Here is a 21,002-nt window from a genome sequence, read left to right on the forward strand (position 1 = left end):
TTACCAATAACCAATAACCAATAACCAATGACCAATGACTAATTGAGAATCCTTGCTTCTGACTTCGGGATTACGGCTTCTGGGTTTGTCTTTGCTACTTGAGAGCGCGATCGCGGTTTGCCTGTGGCGATCGCATAATTAATCGCCAATAGCCACAGCCACAAGCCAGGATTTCGGGGTTCTAACCAAAAACCTACCCGGTTTAAGAAGCGCCCAAACCAGGGGCTTAGCAAAGCGCTAACGAGAGCATGACGACCGAAATTGAAATAACTACCAAGCCATCGCATTAAATCTCTAGGCCCAGCTAGTTCCCAAATCCATAAAAGTAAGGCAGGATTTTTCCTAGCGGCTTTGAGTGCTAGGCGATTAAAGGTTAACCAATCACACCTATCTTTGATAAAGTTATCTGCTACTTCTTGGGGTTCATCTGCTAACAATCCAAAGAAGGTGTTGAGCATAGAGTTAATGCGCTGGGGTGGTAAGAATTTCCCAGTGGGTACCATCATGCCTTTGGAAAATAGCCAAGTCACGGAAACATTGCTTTGATAAGCTCGAATTTGGTTCAAGTGGCGGAAACTCAACAAGTCATGTTTGAGAGCAGTATCCAACAGTGTTGTTAAGCGCTCTAAGTTGCGAACTAGCGAACCAAAACCGGTGAAGACGAGGGGAGATTGAAGTGATGCCGCATCACCGATCGCAATCAATCGATCGAAGGCAACTGTGCGATCGCTACTTCCTACACTAAAATGCCCTGGTATATACCCAAATGTCGGCTTCTTCCACACCAATTTGTCCATATCGCACCTGCGATACTCTGGCAAAATCGTGAAAAAGTCCTCGTACATCTCTAGCAAAGAACCAGGATTTTCAGCATTGACTTCATGGTAATGAAATAAATAAATCGTCAATTCATCATCTGCTGCGGGAAACAGTTCCCAAATTAACTGCCTTCCCCGCGAAATATCCCCATGACTATAAAGAACGTCCCCGTATTGCGAATCCCATACTCCCGGCTCAAATCCGCTCTCAATTGCCGCACCTACTGTTGGGCATACGCTATCAAAGGCACGACCACCATTTAACTGCCAAGCGATGGGTGAGGCAGTTCCCATTGCATCTATTAGCAGTCTTCCACTTACTTGTTTTTCAACCTGACTAGGTAAGTGCTTGACTTGCAACAGAACTTGTGATATATCAATATCTGCACGCATAAATTCTGTTTCATCCCAGATTTCGCCGCCTGCCGCTTGCAGCTTTTGCCCACACATTTGGAGCCATTTTTCGGAATCTAAGCCTAAATTTAGGACTGTGGGTGTGTGCAGAACGGGCGATCGCAGTTTGGATGGATTGTTCGCATCAAAAAACTTATTGAATCCATCTTTGTATTCCCTAGCAATGATGGTTTCTAACTCAGCGGGGGTGACTAAACCCAGGTTAACCAAGCTTTGAATCTCATCGCGAGAAATATTCCATTCTCGGTTCATCCGGCCAAAGGGCATTCGTTCCACCAGCAGGACTTTATATCCTAGTTTTGCCATCAATGCTGCATGAATCGCGCCTAGTGCGCCGCCGATATAAATCAGGTCGTAAGTAGGGGATGAGGAGGATGATGAAGATATTATTTTTCCATCTCTCCCTGCTCCCCTGCTCCCCTGCTCCCCTGCTCCCCTGCTCCCCTGTCCCCTGTCCCCTCGACTGGAAAACACAACTTGACGCGGCTGCTGCGGATTTCGTACTCCTTCGCGCCACCGTTGTTCCCACCAGTAGGCACGTGTTAGATCGTATTCACCGTTGGGCATTTTCTGAAAATACTTGACGGTGAGGGGGTAAGCAGAGGCTAAAGCGGCAAAAATCGATTGTTGGGATAAATCAATCGGTGGTGGTTCCGGGTAATGATGCGGAAAACGGCTTCTAATTTCTTTGGTTAGGCGTTGCAGAATTTGTCCCTCACAGGGAAAGGGTTGTTCTGCCCAACGAAACACTTTCAGATAGGTAGTTCGTTGCACTGACCAAACAAATACCGAAAGTTCTACAGGCAAGTTTTCGGAAAGAGCCGCCCCAGCAGGTGTCTTAGCACTGGGTATTTTGAGGCGAAAGCCTTCCAAAGTAAGCACTTTTTCTCCATTTCCAGGTTCAAAATCTGTTTGTAGCCAGCTACGCACAGTTTCTATATCTGGAGTTGGAACTTCTAAATAAAGGATTTCTCTCATCGTTTCCTGACATCTCCGATCAATCTACTCACTAAGACAGATTTTATGAAGGCACAAAGCAAGATACACTCCGCGCAACTAGTTTCGTAAAGATTCAGTAAAGAAATTTTAAGAATTTGTTGAATTTATTGTTCATTTTGTATTTCTGTAAACCCACGCCATGAATTATCCCATTCCAGACAGTCCCCAAGAAATTTTTGCCCTGCGACAACAGCCAATTGATGAAGAACTCGTTGCAGCTGCGATCGCTGGAGTCATTAAAATTGTCCGCGCTCAGGGTCAATCTTTGGAAGAATTAACCGCTCAGTTGCTAGCAGACGATCCAATGCTGGATCAGCAACAACGTCGCTGGTTGAGCCAATTAGTTGTCCAATCCTGGGAAAAGTTCTCCTAAAACCTTGCATAATATAAAGAAAATTTTTGGCGCAGCATTAGATATTTAGGTTTGCAACTAAATATTGGGAATATTGGCGTTGGCTTTGCCCGCCGTAGGCATCGCATTTTAGGTATAAGAGTAACAATAATTGTCAGTATGGAATTGGCAATTGACTTGCTATTTTGGCATTCATGGCGCAGAAGCCACTAAATTAACCATATCAGCGTTTTACGTTGCTAAAGAATTTTACAACGTTCTGAAAGCGAAAGACCTCTGCTTTACAGCCTAAGTCTCTTTTCGGGTTCATCCTTATGCTTTTGATCGCCGCCTCGACACCTTAGCGGAATAAATCTTTTTGGCACATAGCTTAGTTAGCGATCGCTAACTAAGTGAGTAGAAATAAATACAACTATGTTACAAAAAGTAAATATATTTAAAACCCTTAGCAATTAAGAATAAAAAAGGAAAAACGACGACCTTAAATAGTTAAGTTTATTTGTGCAGACTATCTACTACTATTTATGAACATTCTTTATTTAACATGAGACTCATGAGCAAAAAGATGAATTTGGAGTATTATGATATCTCTTACTAACTATTCTTCTCTCTTCAAAACTATTTAGTAGAGAACAAAATCCAACAAACAATTAGTAAATATTTGCATTGCAAACCTTATATAGAAAGAATTAGCGGCTTTTATCTCAGGCGATTACTGTGAAATAGACCGTATTTCATCAAACTTAATATTCAATAAATATTCTTTAACAACGAGTGCAAAAATCATTTTTCCTGAAATCATTTATAAAGGTATAATCACAAAATAAAATCAGGAATAAACTATGACAAAAGCACAGGATAAAACTCTAGATGCACGTAACCGCATCGTTGAATCAGCTAATCGTTTAGGGGTTCAACTCAATGAGCTAGAATTGGAACGCTGGATGAATTCCATTACTGAGGCGACAGGCGACAGCGATATTGTGGTGGATAAAGACACAGGTGTCTTTGGACACAAAGTCACCATGTTGGATTTCGACCCGCAACAGCTGGCACGGTTTCGCGCCATTGGCAAAATCGTAGAATTTGACGACATCCCTGGTGTTGTGGAAACGGCATTGGCGCTCTCTGGTTCAGCGGCTCAATCCAAGATTCAAACTTACCCTGGAGACTGTGACTATTTCGAGCGAGTGAATATCATTGCACCCACCCGCACCGAAGCCTGCGAGATTCTTGCTAAAATAATGCGCGAGAAGGCGCTCAACAGCTTGTCCGGTTCAAATTACCAGTTAATTGAGTTGAAATTTGGTAGTTATCCCCAAGAGGTGATTCGGGGAGAACAGACCATGCGAGCAGGTTCACCAATTAGTTGGCTACCCAATGATATTGCTGCTGGTCAGATCGAAGCAATCGATGAAAAAGGAAATCCTGTAGTTATTAAGTGGGATTCTATAGCACAAGACCCAGGTTGGTGCAAGCTAGATTGGGTGATTGCCGACGCGGTACGCGGTCAGTTGTCCAATGCCAGTAATATGTTGGATGTCACCTGGGAAGCACCAGATGGTGTCATCACTCCACTAGACGGCTATCTGGACGGCTATTTCCAGGAAGTTTACTTGGATGCTGAATCAGCCCCAATTTTTTCCAAGCTGGTGAAGCAGGTCTCCACTGATGTCATGGATGATTATGTGGCGCAATTGGAAAAGGAAGTCAAGAAATGTGTTAAGGGCGAGAAACTCAACTACGGCAAAGCAGCCAAGCGCCTGTACAACATCTTCCGACTGAACGGGCGTTATGAAGAAGCAGCTTTTTTGCGTGAGTTGTTCGATGAACCCGCGGCACTCCTCTATCAAGTCCATGCCCTAGTGCGAACTGTCCAAGAAGCTAGGGACAAGAGTAGTGTCTTTGATATCGAGAGCATTCTTAATCAGACGGATGAACTGATCGTCTCGGTCGTCAAGGTCTTGGAGGGTGAAGAGGAGTTAGAAATCGTGCGTCATTTGCTACGCTTATATCGTAGTTTGTGCCGCCAAGAATCTGGCACTCCCCTTGGTTCCGAAGTAGAAATAGCCCAGGCGGAAGTGATGAAAATAGTCAACAATTTCTTCTATGAGAAGATGACGGCGTTACCTACCATTAAGGCTTACATCGAAGGTACTCAGGTATAGAGCAAGATGCTCGGTTTCTCAAAGCAGTAAGGGATTTCCGATAACAATGATCGGGCTTCGTCGTTATCGGAAATCTGTTACAAAATCTTATAAGTGCGATCGCATAGCTATCTTACTTAACGCTGTAGATTCGCTTGCAAAAGATTACAGAATAACTTTCCTTGCTGAATGGCATCATCCAAGGCAATGTGAGCCAATGGAAGATTTTCTAACCATGCAGCAGGTAGATTATCCTTTCCAGATTCGTTGTAGCTTTGTTTTAAGAATGCCATCGCATAGGAACGGATATCCAATGCCGAAAATTTAAAGGGGCTATCGCCCACAAAATTTATCAAGTACCAGTAGACAAACATAAAGTCATAGGCGGCTGGATAGCCAACAAAGATCGGTTTTCCTGGTAAAGCTACAAGCCAGGAGTGGTAAGACTTCATGACTTCTACAGGGGGCTGGGGGTCGGCTCTACTAGCTGCCCAAGCATCTGGTTGTTCTGCCCACCATTTCATAGTTTTGGGATGTCCTTGGGCTCCTGGCAAGGTTTCTAAATTAGCTGTAAAAGTCCCAACCAATTGTTTGTCTGCGGTATACGCAGCTGAGGCAAGACTAAGCATAGAATGGGGCCCAGGGATAGGGCCATCCGCTTCTATATCAGTGCTGACGTAGATTTCGATTGTCACCTTTTATCCTGCCTGTCTTTTATCAGTATGTTTCTGCGTTGATGACTATTGCCTGATTTTAGCAATACACGGGTTTTCGTCGTTATCGGAAATCTATGACAAAATCTCACAGATGCAACCAAGTACAGCACTTCTGATTAACAAACCGCCTTCTCTGTGAAAGGCTTCTACTTTCAGAGACGCTAACGCGTAACTCTTACTCTGTGGGAAGGTGAAACGCCTATGCGCTAAAAAAAATTACATTCTCTCCAACACCTGAATTCCCAACAAAGATAATCCCAACTTCAAAGTTCTAGCAGTCAAATCACATAAAACCAACCGAGATGTTCGCTGCGGTTCCTCGGCTTGTAGTATGGAACAGCGATCGTAGAATTGGTTAAACTTCTGACTCAGTTCAAACAAATACTCACATAAACGATTGGGTAGCAAGTCTTGCTCTACACTACTAATAACTTCATCCAGTTGAAGTAAATATTTTGCCAGTGCTAATTCTGTTTCATGCTGCAACAAAACGGCATTATTTCCCAACTCTTTAAAATTAATATCACCCTTGCGGCTAATCCCATGAATCCGCGCATAAACATATAGCATATAAGGCGCAGTATTACCTTTGAGATCCAGCATTTTGTCGTAGCTGAAGATGTAGTTACTGGTGCGATTTTGGCTTAAGTCTGCATACTTAACTGCACTAATTCCAACTACCCTAGCAACTTCATTAATAAATTCTTCAGTTTCTTGACGTTCTTCTTTTTGTAATCTAGTTTTTAGGTCAGCATGGGCATGAGAAACAGCTTCATCTAATAAATCCCGCAACCGCACAGTATCCCCAGAACGAGTTTTAAATTTCTTCCCATCTTCTCCTAACACTAACCCAAAGGGAACATGCACTAATTCCACATCATCGGGAATCCAGCCAGCTTTGCGTGCTACTTGGAAAAATTGGGCAAAGTGGTTTCCTTGTCCAGCATCTGTTACATAAATTATTCGCTTTGCTTGATCCTGCTGAATCCGGTAGCGGAGGGATGCTAAATCTGTCGTGGCGTAGTTATAGCCGCCATCTGATTTCTGCACAATTAAAGGTAAAGGTTCACCTTCTCTATTTGTAAACCCTTCTAAGAAAACGCATTTTGCGCCCTGGTTTTCTACCAGTAATCCCGATTTTTCTAAGTCTTCCACAATACCAGATAATAAAGGGTTGTAGAAAGATTCACCGCGTTCGGTTAACTTGATATCCAGCAATTCATAAATTACTTGAAACTCTCGCCGTGATTGTTCGCACAACAGTTTCCAAGCATGAAGTGTATCTTCTGCACCTGCTTGTAATCTGACAACTTCTTGGCGTGCTGTTTCTTGAAAAGCTGTATCTGTATCAAAGCGTTGTTTGGCTTTGCGGTAAAAAGAAACTAAATCACCAATATCTAAAGCATTAGCGGTGGTAAGCGCATCTGGGTAAACTTCCCGCAGATAGGCGATTAACATTCCAAACTGTGTACCCCAATCACCGACATGATTTAACCGCAGCACATCGTGTCCTTGAAATTCTAAAATCCGGGCGATAGAATCACCAATAATGGTAGAACGCAGGTGTCCAACGTGCATTTCTTTGGCAATATTCGGACTGGAAAAATCCACATTTTCCCGCTTCGGCGTTTTCGCGGCTGGAACTCCTAACCGGGGATCAGCTTGAATATCGTTCAGTTGTGCTTCTAGATATGCCGTTTTCAGTTTCAGATTGATGAACCCTGGCCCAGCAATTTCCGGTGGTTCGCAGATTTCGGATACATCTAGTTTCTCAACGATCGCCCCTGCGATCGCTCTTGGTTGCTTGCCTAACTTTTTACTTAGGGATAAAGCCACATTCGCCTGATAATCACCAAATTTAGGATTACTGGCAGAAACCAAAATTGGATCTACTCCCGCGAAGTCAGCCCCAAAAGCTGCGACTAAAGCCTGTTCAAGCTGAACTTTTAGTTTTTCTTGTGTAGCGTTCATATATAAATTTTATCTGGGAGAGAGAGAATGTAGCTCTGGAAAAGCTTGATTATTAACTTTAGCATTTCATTTTGAGCCACTCGATTCATGAGGCGATCGCTCACTACCACAAATAGGAAATCTTATTGACTTTTGACTTCTCAATTAGCGACTCTATCTGTAACAGAAATTTTCCCTGTAGAGATAAGTAGTAACATGAAAGTACGTGATGCGATCGAGCGAGTGGAAGCTGATGGTTGGTATCTTGATAGAACTAAAGATAGTCATCAACAGTTCAAGCATCCTGATAAACCAGGTTTAGTTACAGTTCCAGGTAAATTCTCTGACGACTTAGCCCCTGGTACTCTCAGTAGTATTTGGAGGCAAGCACAATTATAAGGAGAACGGCAATGCATTACGTAGTGGTGATTGAAAAGGCGGATAGTAATTACTCTGCTTATGTGCCTGATTTACCAGGTTGTGTAACTACAGGTGCAACCTTAGAAGAAGTCAAGCAGATGATTGCAGAAGCTATTGAATTTCATATAGAAGGAATGCTAGAAGATGGTTTACCTATTCCTAAACCTACAAGCATCGCTCATGAGGTTGAAGTTGCAAACTACAGCAAAACATAATTATAGAAAACCACTAAATTAGCTCTAAACAATCCTTCTAGAATATTTTAAGTCTCTGTGAGAATGCGATCGCACCGCACTTTTAGATTACACAATTAATTCACTGTGTAACTGCAAGCCACACAGTGAATTAATTATAGAGAAGATGAAAGCATCAAGTTGTGTTGAAGCTTTCCTCCTGCCGCCCAAGCAAGGCACAACTCACGAAAACGATCGCCGCGCACCTCAAAATTTGGGTACTGATCGAAACTCGCACAGGCTGGAGATAGCAACACCACAGGCGCTTGATACTCCTTGGCTAATTCCGCCGATCTGGGAACTGCCCTTTCCATAGTTTCCACAATTTCGTAAGAATAATACCCCACTTCTTGCAGGCGTTGAGCAAATGCGGGTGCAGCAGAGCCAATCAATAATACAGCAGCAGCTTTGGTTTGGATTTGTGCTAGCCAGCCAGTATCATCTCCTGCTTTGGCTTCTCCACCAGCAATTAAAATCGCTGGACTTTTCACAGATGCTAAACCAACTTCGGCCGCATCGTAGTTGGTGGCTTTGCTGTCGTTGATGAAATCAATACCTTCCCAAGTGCAGATATGCTCCAAACGATGAGGAACGCCGGGGAATTCCTGAATCGCACGTGCGATCGCATCACGATTAATTCCCGCTAATCGTGCCGTTGCTACTGCCATCAAGAGATTTTGCTGATTATGTTCTCCCACCATCCGCAAAGTAGATACTTTCACAATCGGTTCTGGTGCTGAGGTTGCAGTCAATTTTTCCACAACCCAGCCGTTCTCGATGTAAAAGCCTTTTTCGCTAATCAGGAAATCTTTTCCTTTGACACTTGTCCAATAGGCATTAGGCCAAGCACTTAAACCTAACTGGCTCAAATAGGCATCATCGCCATTGAACACTTGCAACTCTGACTGACGCAACAGCTTTGCTTTGATGTTGTAATAGTTCTCTAAAGTCTTATGCCGACTCAGATGATCCGGTGTAAAAGTCGTCCAAACACCGATACGGGGTGCAAGAGAACTGGAAGATTCTATTTGATAGCTGCTAACCTCCGCAATCACCCAATCGAGCGAGGGGGATGAGGAAGAATTTACTTCCCTATCTCCCCCTGCTCCCTGCTCCCTGCCCCCTGCCCCTCTCCCGCTCCAAGAAAGGGCAACTTCACAAGCGGCGTAGCCAATGTTACCGCAGGCGGGCGCGTCTAATTCTGCTGCTTGAAAAATGGCAGCAATTAAAGCTGTGGTAGTAGTTTTACCGTTAGTACCTGTAATTCCTACCCAAGGTAGCGATGCCTGCGGCTGGCTGCGCCAACGCAAATTTCGCCAAGCGAGTTCCATTTCCCCAATGGTTTCAATACCTAATTGGCGTGCCTTGATTAATACGGGAATATCCCAAGGCACGCCAGGACTAACAACTATTAATTGGGGTAAATTATCACCATTTAATTCTAGGGATTGGCCTAGTTTAACGGTTATTTGCTCGGCAGCGAGTTCTTGTTGTTGTTGTAGGAGGGTTTTGGAGGTGTTGCCATCACTCAGCTCTACCTCCCAACCTTCCCGTTTCAACAATCTCGCCGCAGCAACACCGGACTTTCCCAATCCAATAACATGAGCTTTGGACATAGATTGCAAGCAGAGTGTCCCTGGTTAAGCACTCCCTATAGTAGCGTCTATTGGCAAAAATTACACAACTTTTTGTTGACTTACGCTACAGATTTTTGACGATCGCACCAAAGTCAGCTAAAACACGAGCATGATTCCGAACCAATCCCAGTAAGTGTAATCGATTACGCTTAATTTCTGGATCGGAGTCCATAACTAAAACGCTATCTGGCCCATCAAAGAAGTTACTAACTGTTGGAGCAATTTTTGCTAATGCTGCTACTAACAGTTGATAATTTCGTGTCTGCTGTGCTGTTTGAGTTTGTGGTACTGATTCGATTAAAGCATTATACAAAGCTTCTTCAGAGGGCTTTTGGAATAATTCTGGACGAACTACAGATGTCGGTTCTAGCTGTTTTGTATCCAAATCACCTTGGGCAGCTAATCGTGTGGAACGGTTAACGGTTTCATAGATGTTATCTAGAATACTGTCGCTACGGATTTGTTGTAAGTACAAGGCGCGATCGCGGACATCCAATAAATCCTTTAACGTCCGTTCTGTGTATTCTGGGTCATTTTCTCCCAAAACTGCATTTACTAAATCGTAATCAATCTGCTTTTCTTCTTGCAGTAAAGTGCGGATGCGTTGTAAGAAAAACTCTTGCAATGCTGTGGTTAATGATGCCCGATCTTTTTGATATTTCGCGGCAAAATCTGTTGCTATTTGCGCCAACAAATCATCTAAATTTATCGGCAAATTATAAAACCAAGTAATTTTAACTACAGCATTAGCAGCCCGACGCAAAGCGAAGGGATCGGAGGAACCAGAGGGAATTAAACCTAAACCAAAGATACTTACCAAGGTATCTAATCTATCTGCCAAACCGACAATTTGGCCTGTGAGTGTTTCGGGTAAATTGTCACCAGCTCCCGTTGGCAAATAATGTTGATAAATTGCTTTTGCTACTTCGGCATCTTCACCACTCGCTAAGGCATATTTTTCTCCCATAATGCCTTGCAATTCAGGGAATTCATACACCATTTGAGTTACCAAATCTGCTTTACACAATAAAGCAGCACGTTGGATTTTTTGGCTTTGATTTTCAGCTAATTTTAATTGGGTGCTAATTTGCTCGGCAATCTTGACTACTCTATCTATCTTGGTACGCACCGAACCCAATTCTTCTTGGAAGGTGACTTTTTCTAACTGGGGTAAAAAGCTATCTATTGGTTTAGTTAAATCAGCTTCGTAGAAAAATCTGCCATCAGCTAATCTGGCACGAATTACCCTTTCATTTCCGACGGCAACAATATCTGATTTTTTGGGATCGCCGTTAGAAATGGTGATGAAATTGGGCAATAATTCTTGCTCAGAACTACCTGGTTTGAATACAGGGAAATAACGTTGATGAGTTACCATAACTTCAGTAATTACTTCAGTTGGTAATTCCAAAAATTCTGGTTCAAATTTACCAACAACTGTAGAAGGATATTCTACAAGGTTGGTTACTTCTGCTAACAAATCGGGGTAAATGACTGTATACCCGCTTAAACTCTCTGCTACTGCCTTTACTTGCTCTTTGATGAGATTTTCCCGTTCTTCGGGGTCAACGGTGACATAAGCAGACTTGAGGGCGGTAACATAATCAGTAGCTTGAGCGATTGTCACAGGTTCAGGATGTAAGACACGATGACCTTGAGAAATGCGATCGCTCTGAATCGTTTTAGAACCATTCACCAATTCCAACGGTAGCACCGTCTCATCTAACAAAGCTACCAGCCAGCGAATTGGTCGAGAAAACCTCCCATCCCCATCTCCCCAACGCATTAACCGCTTACCTTCTAAACCCCAAATCCACTCTTGAACAAGTTCTGTCAAAATTTCCGCCACAGGACGGCCAGGAATTCTTTTTTGCACAAAAACAAATTCCCCTTTGTCAGTGGGGCGAAGGAAGAGTGCATCTAGTTCCACACCTTGCTTTTTGGCAAAGCCTAATGCTGCTGCTGTTGGCTGACCATCTTTAAAGGCAGCTTGGGCGGGAGGCCCTTTGATTTCTTCTTCTCGATCTGCTTGCTGGGATGGTAGACCTTTAATCAATACCGCTAAACGCCGGGGAGTACCGTACACTTGGACGCTTTCACCCTGAAGGCTGTTTGCTTCCAAACTTTGGGGAATGCGTTCTCGCCATTGTATTAAGGCATCACTGAGAAAGCTTGCAGGTAATTCTTCTGTACCAACTTCTAATAGAAACGCAGGCATAGGTCACTGTTTTCAACTTTGCGTAGCTCAACTTTATCAGTTATTCTCAAGCGATCGCTTGTGATTTTTAGGTAATAAACCTTGCTATATACATTAAAATAGATAAATTTGAGCTTAGGTTTGTTAAATAGACTTGATATCTTTTCGAAAACTTTAAAAAATAAGTGTTTCTCTTCATCTAGTTGTTATATTTACCTCAACCTCCCATGTAGTATTTACTTATATGTATTTCTATCGTAAAGTTAGTGTTGTTTGATGCACTGATATTTGCATCATGCAAATAAATCTTGGAGATATAACAGTGAGAAACATTTTTGCCAAAATCGCTGCTACCACAGCAACCAGTGCTGTACTTAGTGTTGCGATCGCTGCTGGTTCTAACAACCCTGCTCAAGCTATTGATTTCAACTTTAACTGGCTAGGAAATGCTGGTTATTCCGCAGTCGGTTCATTCAGCTACGACGAGACTACAGCCCCAACAATTATTTCAGAAAGTGGTAGTGGAGCCACCAACTTTTTACAATCCTTGAATGTCTCTTTCTTAGACCCATCTAATAATTCTCTGGGAACTTATAACACCGTTACTTCTGGGGTATCACAATCTGATTTCTTCAGTTTCAACTTTGATACTGCCACCCAGAAATTGTTTGGTCCCTTGAATATAGGAGGAGGGACAGGTGTCATTGGAGAATACTTCTTTCAGGGAACGGTTGGCGAATCTTTGGCATTACGTCAGGATGTCAATCAACAGGGAGCCTCAATAACACTAGATGAAAATTCTGGTTTTATTCAGGTATCCAAAGTTCCTGAACCTGCTTCTCTGCTGGGTTTACTGGCATTTGGGACCTTGGGTATCAGCTCAACTTTGAAGAAAAAGCAAGCCTCTTGCTAGAAAGTAAGGCTTTCTAGTTAGAGGTTGCCAAGTTTAGTTTAATGAATCTCTATTTTAGCTCCAATAGCTCAGTGAACTGGTGAGTTTATCATCCAGCCTTATCGGTTGGCGATCGCTCGAATACTTATGAAAACAAGTATTCGAGCGATTATAATCAGAAATATTTTCGCTAAAATCGTCCTGACTATAGCAATCAGTGCAACTTTTTAGTATTGCATCAGTGTAGCCCGCTACAGGTATCACTAGTGTTGCTAACAACCCGAATAAAGCTGTTGATGTCAATTGCGATACATTGGAGTTTTTTCCAGTTACAGCTTTAAATACGCAGCTAGTAAACACACTAATGTTAAAAAGTTAGTGCCTTTGAGCCACTAAAAAAACTGGATGCTCACCCATTAATGCAATACTGATTACTTGGTTAAAAATACTTCATGTGCCAGTTTACAAGGCGGAATGCAGGTTATATGCATGATATTAAGTCTTATGCTACAATCCCCTCAGTGTAAATTTAACAACTCAATTCTCTTTTAAATAAGTGAACAACTATCACATATATGGGAAGGAATTTAAATAAGTGAGCAGTCAAAGTTTATTAGTTAACACGGGTAACTTTTAAATATACGTTTGAGAAACTTTATCCAACCCGAAAACCTGATAATTGTTCGCTAATAACTGTTAAAATCCACCTAGAAAATTTCTCAGCAGTGCTTATCGCAATTGTGATTTTAAAAAATCATAATCTGATCACAAACTAAATTAAATAATAAAAGTTGCAGCCTCTACTGAAGTTAGCAATAAATCGGCTTATCTCCGGCTGTATTTACCAAATTTATAAATAGCTCATGCACATTCTGATATATTCCTACAACTATCATCCAGAGCCGATTGGAATTGCTCCCTTAATGACCGAATTGGCAGAAGGACTAGTAAATCGAGGTCATGAAGTGCGGGTGATTACTGGAATGCCCAACTATCCTGAGCGCGAAATTTACGATGGTTATCGGGGTCAATGGTACGTTACTGAACAAAAAAATGGTGTCACCATTCAGCGAAGCTACATCAGAATTAAATCTAAACCTAACCTTTTAGATCGTCTGTTGCTGGAGTTAAGCTTTATTTTCACAAGCTTACCTCAAGCCTTTAGAGGTGAACGTCCAGATGTGATGATTTTAACAGTACCGCCTTTACTAGGTATCCTACCAGCAACAATATTTGGTTGGCTATACAACTGCCCAATAGTTCTAAATGTGCAAGATATTTTACCAGAAGCTGCTGTGCGTATCGGGCTACTGAAAAACAAGTGGATGATCCGAACTCTTGCAGCTTTAGAGAAATTTGCCTATCGGACTGCACATACTATTAGTGTTATCGCCGATGGGTTTCGTGAGAATTTAGTGAATAAGGGAGTACCTGTTAATAAAATCGTTTGTATTCCTAATTGGGTGAATGTAAATTTCATCCACCCTTTACCGAAACAGAACAACTCTTGGATATCTAGTCATCAACTGGATGGGAAATTTATAGTCCTTTATTCGGGCAACATTGCTCTAACCCAAGGTTTAGAAACAGTAATAGAAGCAGCAGTTTGCTTACGTCATATCAAAGAAATTGTCTTTGTCATTGTCGGCGAATCAAGAGCATTGCAAAGATTGCAAGAATATTGTCTATTACATGGAGCAGATAATGTTTTGCTGCTACCATTGCAGCCGAGAGAAAAATTACCCGAAATGCTAGCAGCAGCTGATGTCGGGCTGATTGTGCAAAAACGCAATATTATTTCGTTCAATATGCCTTCAAAAATACCACTACTCTTGGCAAGTGGTCGCCCGATTGTGGGTTCAGTTCCTGCAACTGGAACTGCTGCTAGAGCGATCAAACTCAGTGGTGGTGGGATAATTGTTGAGCCAGAATCGCCCGATGCAATGGCCGCTGCGGTGCATGATTTATACGCTAATCCTACTTTCTGTACGAGGCTAGGTAACGCAGGAAGACAGTTTGCCGAAGAAAACTATTCCTTGGAGCAAGCACTCGATCGTTATGAGTGGCTCTTTTATCATATTCTTGCTAACCGAAAATCAAATGTGGGTATCTTGCCGAAATTGGATTCTAAGGAATCAGTTGTGGATGCTTGAAGGGCATTGAGCATGACTCGCTCACATATACAGAACCCTGATTAGGATCAATTAAATCACCCGAATGGGTGAGTTAAGAATCATCCGATTGGATGACCTAAGTGTAGGAAGATAAGACTGCTCAAAAATAGGACTCTAGAGAACACTGTATTGATTGCACTTTGTTCTTGGTGAGGATAACTCAATGAAACTCGCAACCTTGATGAATAGAGCTGAATTAATCAGCGTAGGAGAAGTACGCCGTTGGCATACTCCTACTCAGAAGCAAGCTACGCGCAGCGTATCGCAGACAAGCCTCTCTTAGAGAAGACATCGCTCCACACATTTTTCCTCCCTAAGATCAGTATTCAATACAACTCAAGAGGGATAAACTCATCTTTAAACTTATACAAATTTAGTTTGCTATGTGGTTATAATGCAAGCAAGCGCTTGCAAACATTTATGGAAAACTTTCCCAAACCGCCCGTCTGATTTTATACAAAACCTACGAATCGCGAATAGCTAGCTGATTATGTACTTGCAAAAAAGTCAAGATAAGGGTGCAGTATCTTCAGATATAGATTTAAAAGCATCTGTAGGTAGTTTCACGGGTATCTTGTTTCACGGTATTCTGCGTTTTTAGCGATATCCCTACCACACTAGATTATAAGTGTGAATGCTACATGGAAACTTGTTTGAATTTATTTGTACGCGGTATCACGCAGTTTGCCATTGCAGGAGACAGAAGATTTAGTTGATTCCCTTACAACATAAACCGTGTTTTCTCTAGGACGGAAAGTAATTGTTTTATACTGGCTAAAAAAGTTTTATAAATTACACTTTAAAAAAATGATGGGAGTTAAGTAATGTACAAAATAACCATAATGTAATGAAGCATATTTATTTGTTTTAGGTACTAGACATCGTGAGCGATCGCCCAAATACCCAAATACATATTTGTTATCAACATCAAAAACAAAGGGCTAGAAAACTATTGAAATAATGCTTTTTTAGTCAAGAGTAGATTGCCCAAGTCTAAATCCACAAGACGAGAAACCGAAGATGTCCCATTCTGAGTTCCCTGATTCTCCCCTTCCAGTTGAAATAGAACAGCCTGCTGTTATTGATTCTAGTCAACAGCCACAACCACTGCCAGAGCGATCGCCTAAACCACCTCAAAAGCGTCGTTGGCCTCTAATTTTGGGAATTATCCTCTTAATTGGAGGCATTGGTTTTGGTTGGCGCTGGTGGCAAACTAGTAGTGCTAGCAATCCACCAGCAGGTGGGCCAGCTGCTGGTCAACCGATGGCAATTCCAGTCAAGCTAGCGACTGTTCAACCTGAAACTGTGCAAGAGAGTTCGGAGTTTATTGGCTCCTTAGAGGCTCCACGTTCGGTAATTATCAAGCCACAGGTTGAGGGACGAGTTACCCAAATTTATATCAAAGAGGGCAACCGTGTTCAACAAGGGCAAGTTATTATTAGCCTAGAAAGTGATAGTGTCCAAGCGCAATTATTACAAGCAAAAGCTGCACTAGCACAAGCTCAAGCACGTCTTGCTGAACTCAAAGCAGGTACGCGACAAGAAGAAGTTGCCCAAGCTAGAGCGCAGTTAACCCAAGCCCAAGCTCGCTTGCGAGATGCTCAATCGGGGTCGCAACCACAAGAAATTGCTCAAGCTGAGGCTCAAATTCAGTCAGCTAAATCAGATGTAGAACTAGCACAGTCACGAGCCAAGCGATACGCACAATTGAGAAAAGAGGGCGCAGTTTCTCAAGATACCTTAGAAGGATATGTCAAAGAACAGCAAAGTGCTGAAGCTGCACTGGTTGTAGCCCAGAAACGCCTAGCTCAACTCCGCCAAAGCAGAACTTCTAGTGTCAATGAGCTGGCTGGAGCCTTGGAACAACAGAAACAAAACTTAAGGCAACTAGAAAATGGTTCCCGCCCAGAAGAAATTGCCCAAGCGCGATCGCAAGTAACTCAAGCAGCAGCCCAAGTCCAAGCAGCCCAAGTTCAACTGCAATACACAAAAGTTCTGGCACCTTTTACTGGTACTGTTGGCGATATTCCCACAAAAGTGGGAGATTATGTAGAAAAAGCAGATCAACTCACTACACTTACTAGAAACGATTCTTTAGAACTAAATATTTCCGTTCCCCTAGAAGAAGCCAAAAAGCTGCGCTTGGGATTACTAGTGCAAATGCTGAACATCCAAGGTCAACCTACAGCAACGGGTAAGATAAGTTTCATCTCTCCAGATGCTAGTTCAGATTCGCAGACAATTTTGGTTAAAGCTAATTTTGGTAATTCTAGAAGTCAACTGGTAAATCGCCAATCAGTGCAAACCAAAGTGATCTGGAACGAACGTCCAGGAATATTAATTCCAGTTACAGCAGTATCTCGCCTGGGTGGGGAGACCTTTGTATTTGTAGCTGAAGCGCCAACAGAAAAGAAAGCTGAACCAACAGAAAAAAAAGCTGAAGCGCCAGCAGAAAAGAAAGCTGGAGCGCCATCTTTAGTTGCTCAACAAAAACCTGTGAAATTGGGAGTTATTGAGGGGAATAATTATCAAGTTATCGAAGGACTAAAAGCTGGAGACAAAATTGTTGTTTCCGGTATTCTCAACCTAACTAATGGCGCTCCCATCACTCCCGCACCGCAAGAAGTGGGTAGTCAGAAGCCATAGGGAAGGGCAAGGGGGCAGGGGAGCAGGGGGGCAGGGAAAGATAAGGGAAGAAGAAGAATAACTATGCCCAATGCCCCATTCCCCATGCCCAATTCCCCATGCCCAATGCCCCAATACCTAATGCCAAATACCCAAAGCCCAATTTTTTAAACTATGTTTGTTGACTTCTTTATTAAGCGACCAATCTTTGCGTCGGTCTGCGCGATCGTCATACTTTTAATCGGATTAATCAGTATTCCCACACTACCGATCGCTAGATTCCCAGAAATTAGTCCCACCCAAATCACTGTAACTTCCAACTATAGCGGAGCTAGTGCAGAAGTTGTAGAAAGCGGAGTGACAAATATCTTAGAAAGGCAAATCAACGGGGTTGAGGGACTAAGATATCTCACTTCCAGCAGCAGTAATGATGGTACTAGTACTATTACAGCCACCTTTGATTCATCGCGGGATAAAGATATTGCGGCTGTGGATGTGCAAAATCGTGTTTCTGTTGCCCAACCACAACTACCAGATTCTGTGCAGCGCACAGGAGTGCGGGTATCAAAAGAATCTAGCAACATTCTCTTGGCGATTGGTTTATACGCTGAAAATAGAGAGTACGACAATATATTCTTAAGCAACTATGCCGACCTTTACTTAGCAGATGCCTTAAAAAGAGTCAAAGGCGTGAGCAACGCTCAAATTTTTGGTGAACGTCGCTATGCAATGCGTCTGTGGTTAGATCCTAGTCGCCTTGCTAATCGGGGGCTAACGACCAAGGATGTAGCGAATGCTTTATCCGAACAAAACTTGCAAGTTGGTGCAGGGAGAATTGGACAAGAACCGGCTCCTGAAGGACAAAGGTATCAACTTGATGTGCGTGCTGCTAGCCGATTAGCAGAACCAGCAGAATTTGAAGAAATTGTCCTCAAAACTGGAGATGATGGCACATTAGTCAAGCTCAAAGATGTCGGGAGAGCGGAACTGGGTGCAGAAAACTATAGTTCATTTCTGCGATTTCGTGGTAATGATGCTGTCGGTTTAGGGATTTATCAAGTTCCTGGTAGTAATGCCTTGGATGTGGCAAAGGGAGTCAAAGACGAACTAGTGCGATTAGCTCCGAGTTTTCCCCCAGGGCTGAAATATCAGGTAGCTTTTGACACGACATCCTTTGTAGAAGAGTCGATGTCAGAAGTTATCAAGACTCTGATTGAAGCGGTAGTGCTAGTTGTAATTGTAATTTTTGTGTTCTTACAAGACTGGCGAACTACTTTAATTCCAGCACTTACCATTCCGCTTTCCTTAATTGGGACATTTGCCTTCGTCAAAGTTTTTAACTTTTCCATCAATAGTTTGACTTTATTTGGTCTGACTTTAGCATCGGGGATGGTGGTCGATGATGCGATCGTTGTGGTGGAGCAAATCAGCCGCTTTATTCAGGATAAAGGAATTAATCCTCGTCGAGCCGCTAGTGAATCAATGAGGGAACTATTTGGCGCGGTTATTGCCACTTCATTAGTATTGATGGCGGTGTTTGTGCCAGTGGCGTTTTTTCCGGGAACCACAGGCGCACTTTATCGGCAATTTGCGCTAACGATCGCTTTCTCCATTGCGATTTCAACTTTTTTGGCTTTGACCTTGACACCTTCCTTATGTGCGCTGCTGCTGCGTCAAGGACAAAAACCTTCAGGCTGGCTGGGTTGGATTTTTGGAAAGATTAATCGGTTTCTTGACTGGGTACAGAATGGTTATAAGCGATCGCTTACCTTCTTAACACACATCAAAGGTATTGTGATTGGGTTATTTATCGTCTCTTTGGGAATGACTGCTTGGTTGTACACCACAGTACCAACAGCTTTTCTACCCGATGAAGACGAAGGCTACTTCATCACCATTATCCAAGGGCCACAAGGGGTTTCGCTGCAATATACTAGCGATGTGATTGCACAGGTAGAAAAAGAAATTCTGCAAATTCCAGAAGTACTGGGGACTTTTGCGATCGGAGGATTTGGTTTTAGTGGTAACACAGCTAACAGTGGCATCATATTTACCACTTTAAAATCTTGGGACGAGCGCTCAAAACCCGGTCAATCAGTACAGGCGATTATTGGCAGCTTGCAAGGGAAGTTGATGGCAATCCCAGAAGCTAGAGTTTTCCCTGTGAATCCTCCACCAATCCAGGGTTTAGGTAACTTTGGGGGCTTCGTCTTTCAACTGCAAGACCGCAGAGGTAACAGTGGTTTAGAAAATCTAGTCCAGTCGATGGGTAAGTTGCTGGGTCAGGCTAATCAAACACCAGGATTACAAGCTGTATTTAGCACCTTTGCCGCAGATACACCACAATTGCTTGTAGAAGTAGACCGCAATAAAGCCAAATCATTGCAAGTTTCTATAGATGATGTCTTCAGTACTTTACAAACTGCTTTGGGATCGCAATATGTAAATGATTTTAATCTCCAGCAGCGTAATTATCGGGTGTATATCCAGGCAGATCAACAGTTTCGTTCCAATCCAAAAGATATTGGCAAACTATACGTTCGTTCTCAAAAGAATCAAATGGTTCCTTTGAGTAACTTAGTTAAAGTTACTCAGACTGTGGGAGCGCAAACGATAAATCACTATAATCTGTTCCGCTCGATTGAAATTAATGGTTCCGCCGCTCCTGGCTCTAGTTCGGGAGACGCAATTAAAGCAATGGAAAAAGTTGCTAAAGAAGTTTTACCAGCCGGCTATGGTTATGAATGGTCAGGGACTGCATTAGAAGAAATAGATTCTGGTGGTTTAGCACCCATAATCTTTGGATTAGGAATAATTTTTGTATTTTTGGTACTAGCCGCTCAATACGAAAACTACGTTGACCCCTTTATCATTCTGTTATCAGTTCCTTTAGCTATCTTTGGAGCGCTGATAGCTCAATCAATGCGGGGTTTTGCAAATGATGTTTACTGTCAAATTGGTCTAGTAATGTTGATCGGTTTAGCTAGTAAGAACGCAATTTTGATTGTGGAATTTGCTAATCAATTACGAGAGCAAGGGCTTTCGATTACTAAAGCAGTAATTGAGGCTTCGCAAGAGCGGTTACGCCCAATTTTGATGACTGCTTTTTCTACATTATTAGGGATTTTCCCGTTAGCTGTTGCCACAGGTGCCGGTGCGGGAAGTCGTCAATCTTTGGGAACAGCAGTTTTTGGTGGGATGTTAATTGCGACTTTCTTGAGTTTGTTTGTAGTACCGATTTTGTATATCGTCATTAAGACGACAACAGAGCGCTTTATCCAACCAAATCGGCATCAAGAACTGCAAACAGATGCAGTTTCATTAGATGGTAAAAGTGCTGTATATTCAACAAAAGGAGAGAATTAGGATTAATTCGTAATGGGCTTTGCCCCGCTACGCTCTAAGCAAAGCTATGCCGCAGGCTTTAC

14 protein-coding genes are annotated in these 21,002 nt (G+C 42.6%); 8 read left to right on the top strand and 6 right to left on the bottom strand.

The features are described 5' to 3' along the window. Positions 1-38: 38 nt before the first annotated feature. Positions 39-2,210, bottom strand: coding sequence for an NAD(P)/FAD-dependent oxidoreductase (locus NPUN_RS20200; protein ID WP_012410348.1), 2,172 nt, complete (start codon positions 2,208-2,210; stop codon positions 39-41). A gap of 160 nt (positions 2,211-2,370) precedes the next feature. Between NPUN_RS20200 and NPUN_RS20205 the strand changes: the two genes are divergently transcribed. After that, positions 2,371-2,604, top strand: coding sequence for a hypothetical protein (locus tag NPUN_RS20205; RefSeq protein ID WP_012410349.1), 234 nt, complete (start codon positions 2,371-2,373; stop codon positions 2,602-2,604). An 821-nt stretch (positions 2,605-3,425) separates the two neighbouring features. Continuing rightward, positions 3,426-4,751, top strand: a complete 1,326-nt coding sequence (locus NPUN_RS20210; protein WP_012410350.1) for a hypothetical protein — start codon at positions 3,426-3,428, stop codon at positions 4,749-4,751. Between the two features lie 116 nt (positions 4,752-4,867). Here NPUN_RS20210 and NPUN_RS20215 read toward each other — a convergent pair whose 3' ends face one another. Together NPUN_RS20215 and argS are read right to left on the bottom strand one after the other, a co-directional pair. Beyond that, a complete protein-coding gene (locus tag NPUN_RS20215) occupies positions 4,868-5,425 on the bottom strand; it encodes a 3'-5' exonuclease family protein (RefSeq protein WP_012410351.1) in 558 nt (185 codons plus the stop codon). A 237-nt stretch (positions 5,426-5,662) separates the two neighbouring features. Next, complete coding sequence (gene argS / locus NPUN_RS20220) at positions 5,663-7,417, bottom strand: arginine--tRNA ligase (RefSeq protein WP_012410352.1); 1,755 nt, start codon at positions 7,415-7,417, stop codon at positions 5,663-5,665. 132 nt (positions 7,418-7,549) lie between these two features. Between argS and NPUN_RS20225 the strand changes: the two genes are divergently transcribed. Next, the gene (locus NPUN_RS20225; protein WP_234710958.1) at positions 7,550-7,795 is read left to right on the top strand and encodes a type II toxin-antitoxin system HicA family toxin; all 246 of its coding nucleotides are present in this window, start codon (positions 7,550-7,552) and stop codon (positions 7,793-7,795) included. Positions 7,796-7,806: 11 nt separating this feature from the next. Beyond that, on the top strand, positions 7,807-8,031 hold the full coding sequence (locus NPUN_RS20230; RefSeq protein WP_012410354.1) for a type II toxin-antitoxin system HicB family antitoxin: 225 nt from the start codon (positions 7,807-7,809) through the stop codon (positions 8,029-8,031). 134 nt (positions 8,032-8,165) lie between these two features. Here NPUN_RS20230 and murD read toward each other — a convergent pair whose 3' ends face one another. Further along, entirely contained in the window at positions 8,166-9,665 is a 1,500-nt protein-coding gene (gene murD / locus NPUN_RS20235; protein ID WP_012410355.1) for a UDP-N-acetylmuramoyl-L-alanine--D-glutamate ligase, read from the bottom strand. Positions 9,666-9,750: 85 nt separating this feature from the next. After that, positions 9,751-11,904: a glycine--tRNA ligase subunit beta gene (gene glyS / locus NPUN_RS20240; RefSeq protein WP_012410356.1), complete on the bottom strand. Its 2,154-nt coding sequence runs from the start codon at positions 11,902-11,904 to the stop codon at positions 9,751-9,753. A 301-nt stretch (positions 11,905-12,205) separates the two neighbouring features. On the opposite strand from glyS, the gene NPUN_RS20245 reads away from it, so the two are divergent. Continuing rightward, on the top strand, positions 12,206-12,796 hold the full coding sequence (locus NPUN_RS20245) for a PEP-CTERM sorting domain-containing protein (RefSeq protein ID WP_012410357.1): 591 nt from the start codon (positions 12,206-12,208) through the stop codon (positions 12,794-12,796). 54 nt (positions 12,797-12,850) lie between these two features. Here NPUN_RS20245 and NPUN_RS42050 read toward each other — a convergent pair whose 3' ends face one another. After that, positions 12,851-13,078, bottom strand: coding sequence for a hypothetical protein (locus NPUN_RS42050; protein ID WP_167315652.1), 228 nt, complete (start codon positions 13,076-13,078; stop codon positions 12,851-12,853). Between the two features lie 560 nt (positions 13,079-13,638). Here NPUN_RS42050 and NPUN_RS20250 point away from each other — a divergent pair. From NPUN_RS20250 to NPUN_RS20260, 3 genes are all read left to right on the top strand, one after another. Beyond that, on the top strand, positions 13,639-14,928 hold the full coding sequence (locus NPUN_RS20250) for a glycosyltransferase family 4 protein (RefSeq protein WP_012410359.1): 1,290 nt from the start codon (positions 13,639-13,641) through the stop codon (positions 14,926-14,928). A 1,041-nt stretch (positions 14,929-15,969) separates the two neighbouring features. Further along, a complete protein-coding gene (locus NPUN_RS20255; protein ID WP_012410360.1) occupies positions 15,970-17,595 on the top strand; it encodes an efflux RND transporter periplasmic adaptor subunit in 1,626 nt (541 codons plus the stop codon). Positions 17,596-17,748: 153 nt separating this feature from the next. Continuing rightward, a complete protein-coding gene (locus tag NPUN_RS20260) occupies positions 17,749-20,940 on the top strand; it encodes an efflux RND transporter permease subunit (RefSeq protein WP_012410361.1) in 3,192 nt (1,063 codons plus the stop codon). Positions 20,941-21,002 lie beyond the last annotated feature (62 nt).

This window comes from Nostoc punctiforme PCC 73102 (assembly GCF_000020025.1).
GTDB lineage: Bacteria > Cyanobacteriota > Cyanobacteriia > Cyanobacteriales > Nostocaceae > Nostoc > Nostoc punctiforme.

Excerpts from the sequence above, each read along its gene's own strand:
- NPUN_RS20200 (WP_012410348.1), bottom strand. The coding sequence starts at position 2,210 with ATGAGAGAAATCCTTTATTTAGAAGTTCCAACTCCAGATATAGAAACT.
- NPUN_RS20205 (WP_012410349.1), top strand. The coding sequence starts at position 2,371 with ATGAATTATCCCATTCCAGACAGTCCCCAAGAAATTTTTGCCCTGCGA.
- NPUN_RS20210 (WP_012410350.1), top strand. The coding sequence starts at position 3,426 with ATGACAAAAGCACAGGATAAAACTCTAGATGCACGTAACCGCATCGTT.
- argS (WP_012410352.1), bottom strand. The coding sequence starts at position 7,417 with ATGAACGCTACACAAGAAAAACTAAAAGTTCAGCTTGAACAGGCTTTA.
- NPUN_RS20230 (WP_012410354.1), top strand. The coding sequence starts at position 7,807 with ATGCATTACGTAGTGGTGATTGAAAAGGCGGATAGTAATTACTCTGCT.
- murD (WP_012410355.1), bottom strand. The coding sequence starts at position 9,665 with ATGTCCAAAGCTCATGTTATTGGATTGGGAAAGTCCGGTGTTGCTGCG.
- glyS (WP_012410356.1), bottom strand. The coding sequence starts at position 11,904 with ATGCCTGCGTTTCTATTAGAAGTTGGTACAGAAGAATTACCTGCAAGC.
- NPUN_RS20250 (WP_012410359.1), top strand. The coding sequence starts at position 13,639 with ATGCACATTCTGATATATTCCTACAACTATCATCCAGAGCCGATTGGA.
- NPUN_RS20255 (WP_012410360.1), top strand. The coding sequence starts at position 15,970 with ATGTCCCATTCTGAGTTCCCTGATTCTCCCCTTCCAGTTGAAATAGAA.
- NPUN_RS20260 (WP_012410361.1), top strand. The coding sequence starts at position 17,749 with ATGTTTGTTGACTTCTTTATTAAGCGACCAATCTTTGCGTCGGTCTGC.